8 protein-coding genes are annotated in these 8156 nt (G+C 62.1%); 5 read left to right on the top strand and 3 right to left on the bottom strand.

Annotated features, from left to right (window positions below):
- From SB786_RS35125 to SB786_RS35115, 3 genes are all read left to right on the top strand, one after another.
- A partial coding sequence (locus SB786_RS35125) for a LuxR C-terminal-related transcriptional regulator (RefSeq protein ID WP_410731418.1) occupies nt 1-309 on the top strand: 309 nt, incomplete at its 5' end.
- Between the two features lie 40 nt (nt 310-349).
- Nucleotides 350-964, top strand: a complete 615-nt coding sequence (locus tag SB786_RS35120; RefSeq protein ID WP_410731417.1) for a hypothetical protein — start codon at nt 350-352, stop codon at nt 962-964.
- Nucleotides 965-1047: 83 nt separating this feature from the next.
- Complete coding sequence (locus SB786_RS35115; protein ID WP_410731416.1) at nt 1048-1182, top strand: hypothetical protein; 135 nt, start codon at nt 1048-1050, stop codon at nt 1180-1182.
- A 206-nt stretch (nt 1183-1388) separates the two neighbouring features.
- Here SB786_RS35115 and SB786_RS35110 read toward each other — a convergent pair whose 3' ends face one another.
- The 3 genes from SB786_RS35110 to SB786_RS35100 form a co-directional block, all read right to left on the bottom strand.
- The gene (locus tag SB786_RS35110) at nt 1389-3992 is read right to left on the bottom strand and encodes a fimbria/pilus outer membrane usher protein (RefSeq protein WP_410731415.1); all 2604 of its coding nucleotides are present in this window, start codon (nt 3990-3992) and stop codon (nt 1389-1391) included.
- Between the two features lie 208 nt (nt 3993-4200).
- Entirely contained in the window at nt 4201-4941 is a 741-nt protein-coding gene (locus tag SB786_RS35105) for a molecular chaperone (RefSeq protein ID WP_410731414.1), read from the bottom strand.
- A gap of 109 nt (nt 4942-5050) precedes the next feature.
- Complete coding sequence (locus SB786_RS35100) at nt 5051-5611, bottom strand: fimbrial protein (RefSeq protein ID WP_410731413.1); 561 nt, start codon at nt 5609-5611, stop codon at nt 5051-5053.
- A gap of 753 nt (nt 5612-6364) precedes the next feature.
- Between SB786_RS35100 and SB786_RS35095 the strand changes: the two genes are divergently transcribed.
- Together SB786_RS35095 and SB786_RS35090 are read left to right on the top strand one after the other, a co-directional pair.
- Nucleotides 6365-6763: a hypothetical protein gene (locus SB786_RS35095; RefSeq protein WP_410731412.1), complete on the top strand. Its 399-nt coding sequence runs from the start codon at nt 6365-6367 to the stop codon at nt 6761-6763.
- Nucleotides 6681-7673 carry a fimbrial protein gene (locus tag SB786_RS35090; protein WP_410731411.1) on the top strand — a complete coding sequence of 331 codons (993 nt, stop codon included), beginning with the start codon at nt 6681-6683 and terminating at the stop codon, nt 7671-7673. Before SB786_RS35095 ends, SB786_RS35090 begins: the two co-directional genes overlap by 83 nt.
- Nucleotides 7674-8156: the final 483 nt, after the last annotated feature.

Below are 8156 nucleotides of genomic sequence, written 5' to 3'. Positions count from 1 at the left end.
CTGGTGGGCGCGGTTCACGCGGCTTATGTCGGTGCGAATTATCTGTCGCCGTTCGTCAAGCAATTGCTGGAGGGCACGGAGACGTCGCCGGGCACGCGTACGCTGACGGCCCGCGAAATCGAGGTCGTGCGACTTTACGGCGCCGGCCTGACGGTTGGCGAGATCGCCGTTCAGCTTCACCGGAGCAAGCAGACGATCAGCTCGCAGAAGTCGAGCGCGATGAAGAAGCTCGGCATCGTCCGCGACGCGGACCTGATCCGCTATGCAAGCGAGGGCCAGCTGCCCGACATGCCCGAGACCGATGCGTAGCGGGCAACCGGCGGGCGGTAAGCCGTGAGCCGGGCGGCGCATGACGCCGCACCGGCGTCGAGTCCACTTCGACGATCCGTATGCCCACCAAACTGAAAGCGCTGATTCGCACGCCACCGCTATTGCGGGCCGCAAGCCGTTCGAGCCGGGGCGCGTGCGGCGTCAGCAGCAATGGCTGCTGTACGGAAGCGGCGCGGCGATCACGGTGTTCGTGCTGGTTTGCACGGCACTTGTCGCGCGACTCGACCTACAGGAATCGCTTGCGCAGTACCGGTCGCGGTTCCTGATACGCAAGGCCGAACTGCTCACGGAGATGGAGGTGGTCAGGGCGCTTCAGAACCGCTATGTCGAGAACATCGAGCTGGTCGCCAAGCAGGGCACGGCCGTATCGCCCGATACGCTCGGGCGCTACGCCGACGATCGCGGCAGGCTGGTCGTCGTTGGCCAGGCGGGGCGGGTGGCGTTTGCCGCGTTCGCGGTCGCTTCCTCATCGCAATCGGCGAAGGCCTATGCTCCCTGGGGTAGCCGGCACCGCAACGGGAGGGGGGCTATTCCGTGCGCTGCGCGCGGACTCGCGCAATGGGCGATCGCGCGCCTGCTCGACGTGATGCCCGATCTGACTGAACCGAACCGAACCGAAGCTGAGCTGAGCTGAGCTGAGCTGAGCTGAGCTGAGCTGAGCGGCGCAAGCTGGCCACCACATCGCCCCACGCATTCAGGAACACGGTCGGCACGCAGATGCTGGCCGTCGGCGTCGCGCTCGAGGTTGTACAGCGCACGCTCGGCCATGCGTCGCTCGGCACCACGCGCTCTACGTGTCACCGGAAGAGGCGCGGATGCGTCGCGAGGCGGAGAAGTACTATGCGCGGTTGACGCGCGACCTCTGAACGCTCGCTCTCGATTAACGCTTTCGTAGTCATTCCGGTAGGGCCGTTGATGTGCCAGCACTGCCTGGATTATTCGGGCATGCCACCCGCGGAGAGCGGATCGGCGAGGGAGCAACCGGTGAAACCGACCACGCAACCTGTATCGCAGACGAATGGCCACGTCGGGCAATGCACGCGGCCATGCCACACAAGTCAGTTTTTTGCGCAGACGCCGGCGATCTGGCTATATCCGTTCGAACTCTGCTTGCCCTGGCGAACCGGAAGATCGTACGAGATGCGGCAGGACGAGTTCGCATCGTCGCCCCACTTGACGGTGAGTTCGCCGTTGTCGTCGACCCCGCGCGCAAAGATCTTGCTTGCCTGCCCGACTACGCCGAGCTCCTTGCCCGATTGGTCGTACACAGTCGCGCCGAACGGCAGCGGCGTGCCGTTCGCCTGGCGCGCCTTGATGACGACCGCGCGCCCCGTGTCGGTCGCGAACTTCAGCAGCGGCACGGCGCCGGCTCGCGGCGCGACCTGCTGGCTCGTCTCCTTCAGCTCGACATCCATCGAGATGCCCTTCGGGTCGAGCTCGACCGTGTTCAGGTTGTAAGGCGTCAGATACGGCACGATCGCATAACCGCGACCGTCGACGCGCACGCCCGACGCATTCGTGATGCGCGCGCCGGCAGCGCCGGGCGCCTCGACGATGCCGAACGTTTCGGACAGCGGCTGCGACAGCGTGATGCCGCCGCCATGCGCGACCGCCGCGCCCCGGATGCCAACGGACCCCTGCTGATAATCGCCGCTTGCGCTGACGCTTGCGCTGAGTTCGGCGAAGCGTGCACGGTACGTGGCGCTGCCGCCGCCGTCGGTGCTCGAGCTGCCGGTATCGGACGCGTGATTCACGTTGACGCTGTACGACAGCGCATTGTCGACGCCGAGCGAATCCGACAGCGTCGTCTGAACCTGCGTACGGCCGCGGGTATCGTGCGTGACGCTGCCCGACACCGTCGTGGGCCGCGTTCGGCCGAGCGGAATCGTGACGCTCACGTAGTACAGCGTGCTCATTTCGCCGCCCTGGCTGCGCTGCCGCGCGGCCGACAGGTTGTACGAAATGTTTCGGTACGCGTTGTTGTAGCCGACCGAATAGCTGGTGTCGGAGCCCTGGCGATTCCAGTAATCGGAGGCCGATGCGGTGACGCTGAGTTGGCCGCCCTTGTCGCCGAGTCGCTGACTGAGGGTCAGCGACGCGCGATTGCGCTGACGCCAGATCGAGTCGATAAACCCGCCGTCGCGCACGGTGTCGCGTGTGCGCATCGCGTCGTTGAGGCCGAAGTAGCCGCTGGTCGAGTAGCGGTAGGCCGCGATCGCGATATCGGTATTGGTCTGCGCGATCGATTTCGAATAGCTGACCCGCATACTCGAGCCGTTGAAGCGCTTCACGCCCGGGATCGATGTCGTCGCGTGCGTGATGTCCGCACCGAACGCGCCGATCGACGTATTGAGCGCGGCGCCAACCATCGCGGCCACATAGCCAGTTGCGGCCGTCACGCCGCCATAGCCCGTGATGAGGTTCGTCAGGCCGCGCTGGTACGTGGCCTGCGCGAACAACGGGTGGCTGCTGCCCTGCGGATTGCGCAGCGATCCGACGGAAAAGCTGTAACGGCTGATGCCGGGCCGCAGCGACATCGGAACGGCCGCGTACGGCACCGAGAACGAATGCTCGGAGCCGTCGGCTTCGGTGACGGACACTTGCAGGTCGCCGCCATAGCCGGTCGGATAGAGGTCGTTGATCTCGAACGCACCGGGCGCGACGGTCGTTTCGTAAAGCGTCACGCCGTTCTGGCGAATTCTGACCTTGGCGTTGGTGTTGGCGATGCCGCGCACCACCGGCGCGTAGCCGCGCAGCGAATCGGGCAGCATGCGATCGTCCGACGACAAGCGCACGCCGCGGAACTGCGTGGAGTCGAACAGGTCGCCGGACGTATAGGTTTCGCCGATCACGAGCTGCGACGACAGCGACGGGATGTCGCGCTGAACGTAGGTGGAAATGTCCTCGTACTGGCTGCTCCCTTGCGACGACCAGCTATACGAGCCGTCGTGGCGGAAGTGCCAGTTGCCGATGTTCACGCCGCCGTTCAGGCCGAGATAACCTTGCGTTTGCGTCGAGGTGCCGCGGTTCTTCGAGCCGTAGAGGTTGAAGTTATAGCCGAGCATCGCGACCGGCACCCCCGAACTCCACTGATCGGGGCTCACGTAGCCGCGCGCCTGGTGCGAGAGCGACGCCTGCGGGATGCTCAGCGTCAGCGTCTGCTCGCTGAAATCGAACGCGGCGCTGGCTTCCGGAATGACTTCACCGATGCGGCGGCATTCGCCTGCGATGGCGAGTTGCGCGACGAGCTCGGGTGACAGTTTGCGGAAATCGACGCCGATGCGCTTCAGCATCTTTTCGTCGAAGCAAGCCTGCGCGTCCGGCGTGCCGGGCGCGGCCTTGAACGGAATGTCGTAACGGCCGATCCAGTCGGCGCCGACATAGAGGTCGACGCTATATTCGCCCGGCAGCGCGACGTTGCCGCGCGCATAACGCGACAGATCGACCCGCGCTCCGCGTCCATTGCTCAGGAAGCCGGGATCGAATTCGACCTGGGCGAACTCCGTCTGCGCGACCTGGATCGGCGCGGGCAGAGACTGCGGAGGCGTTTCCGCGCGCGCGTCTTGCAACCATGCTCCAATGCAGGACAGAACCAGCACGTAGATGGGCTTGAGGTGCGGCATGTCGGGCACGTTCGCACGCACATGTCGATTCAAAGTCATTCCCAGCTACTCCTGTCGTGATTGGGCGCACGGCGCCACGCGCAAGGCCAATTTCAGGCTGCGCGTGTCGCGGCGTCGCTCGGCGTTCGTTGCAAATTGAAAAATCGGCGTCGTTCGGGAGGCCGGGCCTCCGACGAAGATCTGATGCGGCAGTGCGCGATGCGATTGCGGATCTCGAACCCGCATCGCGGCGCGGCCGGGTGTTGCGTCAGTGCGCTGTCGAAACGGGAACTTCGTTGTCGGTCGACGAACCCCAGTCGTCGATGCTGCCGAACGAAACCGTTGCGCCGCTCGACGGAAGCGCATCGAGTTGCTTGACCGGGAACTGCTGCGTGTCGCGGGGCAGCACGTATCCCATTCCCGCGTCGTATTTATGGCCGGCGGCCTTCAGCGACACGCTGCCCAGATTGACGACGTAGGGTGTCGGATTGCTGGCTTGCAGCGCATATCCTTCGCCAGCCTTGACGAGGCGCCAGTTCAGTTGCTTTGGCGCGGCGCTCGCGTTGCCGGTCAGGCCTTCGGGGCGGAACATCACCTTGATACGCGAGCGGAAGGCGATCTGAAGCTGGTTCCGGTCGTCTGCAGCCGCCGCTTTGGGCGGGATTTCGAGCACGTTGAGCCAGAACAGTGATTCCTTGTCGGCCGGCAACGGTTCGCGCGTATAGATCATGCGCAGCGTCTGCCCCTTGCCGGGTTCCATCCGGAACATCGCGGGCGTTAGCGTGAACGGGACGTCGATATTGTCGGGGGACGCATTCGGGTCGCCCTTATCGAGCCATGCCTGCACGAGCGAGGGCGCCTTGCCTTCGTTCGTGAGCTTCACCGTGACCTCGCGGTCGTTGCCTGGAAAGACCACGCGCGTCCCGGAAATCACCACGTCGGCGCAGGCGTGGGATGTGACGAGGGCGGAAAATAGCGCGAGCGTCGAAATGGATTTTGTGGACAGCATGGGCAACTCCGATAAATATGTAGTAGTTCTTATCGTTGGGAGCCGAGGAACCGAAAGAATTCCGGCCGAGAGTCTTTTTTGTAAGGCTCCTCGGCTTCCGTTGCGATCGTTACTGATAGGTCAGCGAGTACTGGACCTTCGAGTTGGCCTGGCCGGCGGTGGCCGCGGCCGTTGCGTAGTACTCGGCGAAGTAGTTCAGCGTCGCCTTGCCGTCTGCCGCGATATCGACGAGCTGGCCGCCCTGATCCCCCATCGCGCCGATCTTGATCGGCGATTGCTTGTCGTTCAGCACGCTGATTTCGACGTTCGATGCGGCATCCGCGCCGCCGTCGAGCGTCAGGCGGCCGGTCGACTGGTTGACGTTCGAGCCGGATTCGAAGACGACGCCGACCTTCGTCGGGTTCGCGCCGCCGGAGGTGCAGCCTTCCAGCATCACGGAGAACGGCGTGCGGCCGGCCGTGGTGCCCGCTGCGGCGAGGGTGTTCGTGCCGATCTTCGGCAGCGCCACGGGAATGGCGCCGCCCGAGCCGTTCGACACCTTGCAGGTCGAGGCAATGATGCTGCCCGTGAACGTGATCGTGCCGTCGGACGCGTGCGCGGCCGAAGCGGCAGCGAGACCGGCGGCAGCCAGGATCATGGAAAGAGCATGAGTGCTTTTCGTGATTTTCATAAATCGAATTCCAAACGGTGATTGATGTGTGATGGTGAAAGGCGAACTTGAGAGCCGTCGCGGGGTGCGTGCGCGATGAATCTCGGCGTGTGCATTTCAAGACGAATTTTCCGGATATGAGACAGGACCGGGAATCGGACAAAGTTCAAAGCTACTGGAAAATCACTAGGACAAGTACTAAATAAATGAGGGCGACAGGAATCTTCAGATAAACTGCAGGAATTGTTAAATCCGACACGTACGACCGGCGACCGTTTCGGCGCGAGACGCGGGCCATCGACGCCATCATCGGCGTTGGCACGATGTTGCTGACGCTGTTGTCTTATACAGGTGCCCTCCAAAGCCGGCATCCCACCCAGTGACGATCGCCTCCCGGCAAGCGATTGCGGACCGCAGCACCCTGGCTTAGTACTTGTACGAATGAGTTTTAGTTCCATTTCGTACGCGTCATATTCAATCATTCACCGTTGCTCGGCAAAATTGCGTCTGCATTTCGTACTTGCTTCATGACTGACGACATACCGGTAAGCGTGTCCCGCCTCATGCGTTCATGTCACGTTGCGGCGCTTTGTACGGCAAATTTCGGCGCTTCAAAATCTGTCGCCGAATGACCGAGCAGGGGCGAACGGGCAATCAATGCGACCAAAGGCTCGAAGTGAGACGCGATACGAAGCCGAAATGCGTTTTCAACCTTGCGTGCAACGGTCTGCGACGCGGTAGTGCGAGGCAAGGGTTGCGGCCGGCGTCCCTGCTATGCGGACCCGCCAATTCCGTCTGGCCGGCACGCTGTCCACGAGTTTCCACCGCGAGACGCGGCTCGCCACTGATACAGCCGAGCCCGGGTTTCGTGGGCGTCAGCAACAACCCGTCCTATGGCGCGACGTATTTGGAGCGCGCGCAATGGTGGCCTGGTGCCTGGTGCCTGGTGTCGCGCGCAGGGCAGCTGACGACAGGAAAATTCACCGTCGCCTCCGGGCGAGTGCCGTTCATCGGTCCTTGCGAGTGAACGATCCATCTTTTGATCGACGATTTCTGTCCATCGAATTTGATGATTGGCCGGATAAATTTAATGAAATTCTTGATTATTGCGGCCTGTTTTTCTGGAATATTTTCGGCTACGTCGTGGGCGGACTGCACGTCGAATACCAATAACGGTTTAAATTATTATATCGCGAACGTGTCTGGATTCAGTCCGCCAGATTTTTCGCCAGGCGCAATTCCGATCGGTGGTGTAATTTACTCCAAGACCGGGACGGTAACATTTACGAACAAAAAGGGCCCGACGGCGTCGGTGCATTGTACCGACTGGACGTACACCTATGTCACGGGGGTGGGCGTGCCGGACGGAAACACAATTTATCCGACTTCCATTCCAAATGTCGGCTTGCGAATGAAGGCGGGGAATACACTTGTTCCGTATCGCGCAAGTTCGTATTTTTCAGACACTGACTGGAACGAAACGTATTCGCTGACGATTGAACTGGTTAAAACCGGGAACATCACCGCTGGCGGGGTGCTGAGCGGTGCGTACGCGCAATACCGCGCCAATAACGCAAGCGGGCAGCTACTCGTCGAGTATCGATTCGCGTCTCCTGTCGTAGTGCGGCCCCGGGTTCCGACCTGCAAAGTCGCGACACCGTTGGTGACGGTGCCGATGGGCATGTTCGGTATAAGTGCCTTCAACGGCGTAGGCACGACAGTAGCCCCGCGTTCATTCGCCATCTCGCTGGCTTGCTCGGGCGGGGATGCGGGGACGATGACCAATGCTTATACGACGCTGACCGATTCGACCATGCCGAGCAATACGTCGACGACGCTATCGCTGACGAAGGAATCGACGGCGTCCGGGGTTGGCGTCCAGATCATGACGGGCGACACGCTGGTCGGTTTCGGGCCGGATTCCGCAGCGGTCGGCAACACCAATCAATGGAAAGTTGGCACGGTCGTGCCGGGACAAGCGAATTTGACGGTACCACTGGCCGCGCGCTACGTGCAAACCGGATCAAAAATTACGCCAGGCAGTGCGAATGCTCGGGCGACTTTTACGATGAGCTATCAGTAAGAAACGCTAACTAAATGAAGTGATGGAGCGCGCACTGATAGTGTTCGCGCCCGTCGCAAAGGCTAACGGTTGCCGCTGTTCGCTGATGTCGATGCGAAGGCGCAGTGCATGCGAGTGCTCCGATGCGGCGCGCGACAGCGCAGGATCGCGTCTCCTGCCGCCGCGGCGGACGAACGGCCGGCATCGAGAGCAATTGCGGAGCCGCAGTCGCGCATTGGCCGGGACGATACAAAAACAATGCCGCCGCGGCGTAGGTCGCCAGCGTCAAGACAGGGAAGGCAGACACGCCGCGTTCGCACAGATGCCGCGTGATTTCGACTGAAGAAGGAAGGGTAAGGCCGTGCGCTATATGGGAAAAGTATTCGGGCTGCTGCTTGGGTTTGCGACGCTGCCGGAGAAATCCAGCCGGGATTTCCTCACGAAGCTCAACGAATTCATGATGATGTCGCCGTCGCAGAAGCGCCGGGCCATCACCGAGTGGCA

It is taken from the genome of Burkholderia sp. SIMBA_062, assembly GCF_046534765.1.
GTDB classification, from domain to species: Bacteria; Pseudomonadota; Gammaproteobacteria; order Burkholderiales; family Burkholderiaceae; genus Burkholderia; species Burkholderia ambifaria.
The sequence above is the reverse complement of the archived record's forward strand: the minus strand, read 5'-3'. Positions and strand labels throughout refer to the sequence as shown.